We start from the raw sequence: 1,231 nt of genomic DNA, 5'->3' as shown, positions 1-1,231 counted from the left end.
CTACTTTTTATTTTGAATATATCTTTATTATCCACTGTTTTTAAGGCGATGATCCTGGCATGAAACTTGCTTAATTAATATTGCAGTACAACCATTAAGCAGAATGGAGGGAATGCAGATATTACACCATAATGGTTTACGGTGCTGGACTGGGAGTTACAGTGCAGTGGAAGCGGGATGTGCAAAATGCATCAAGTTGTAAAAGTCAATAGCCCATCAACGTTTAACGAAAACTAAAAGGAAAAGTCATTGCACCAGATCTTTTAATATTGTACAACCCGAATGATTGGCGATTGCACATATGAAGTATTTTTATTAATGGGGAGGAAAAATAAATGTATGCATTACCGAATATGGATTTATGGAAAGGCAGAACAGATAGTCTAGTAGATAAAGATGAATATAGAATTCATCAAATAGTTAAAGATAATCAAATAACTTCAATAAATCATGCATGTGGAATAATAGGGTTCTCTTGTGATGAGGGCGTACGCAGGAATAAAGGAAGACTTGGAAGCAAAGAAGCTCCCGATGAAATACGTAAATCCTTATCTTCTTTATCTTGGCACGGTCAAGCAGAGGATAGTCTAGTTGATTTCGGAAATATCATTTGTGAAGGTCAACAGTTAGAAGCAGCACAAGCTGAATTAGGAAGTCACGTAGAGAAAATAGTAACTAAAAATATGTTTCCTGTTATATTGGGGGGCGGACATGAAACCTTATATGGTCATTATCTAGGGATCAGGTCGAGTGTAGGACCCCAGGCTAAGATAGGCATCCTTAACATTGATGCTCATTTTGACTTACGCTCATATGAAGAAATAACTTCTTCTGGAACGATGTTTAAACAAATATTAGATCATGATCATCAAGCTAGTTATTTGCCTATTGGTATTCAACGTTATGGAAATACAAAAAAATTATTTGACACTGCAACTTCACTTGGTTGTTCCTGGATATTGGAAGAGGAATTGGCAGATGGAATTTCCGAGAAAAATGAAAATGAAATTCTGAATTTTATGAATCAACATGATCATATTATTTTAACGCTTTGTATGGATGTTATTAAAGCTTCTGAAGCACCAGGTGTTAGTGCACCTTCCTCATTTGGTCTTTCTGGAAAAATGGTTAGGCAGTTAATTCGTAAAATCACTTCACATCCGAAAACCATTTCATTTGATATCTGTGAAGTAAATCCGTCATTAGATCATGATAATCGCACTGTAAAACC

Annotated in this window: 1 protein-coding gene; it reads left to right on the top strand. The window is 35.6% G+C overall.

The window, feature by feature from the left end:
* Positions 1-335 precede the first annotated feature (335 nt).
* A partial coding sequence (gene hutG / locus ACFVSH_RS26515; RefSeq protein ID WP_387708796.1) for a formimidoylglutamase occupies positions 336-1,231 on the top strand: 896 nt, incomplete at its 3' end.

The organism is Peribacillus sp. NPDC058002, from assembly GCF_042886655.1.
Lineage (GTDB): Bacteria > Bacillota > Bacilli > Bacillales > DSM-1321 > Peribacillus > Peribacillus aracenensis.
Note: the sequence above shows the minus strand (reverse complement) of the source record. Positions and strands in the feature narration are given on the sequence as shown.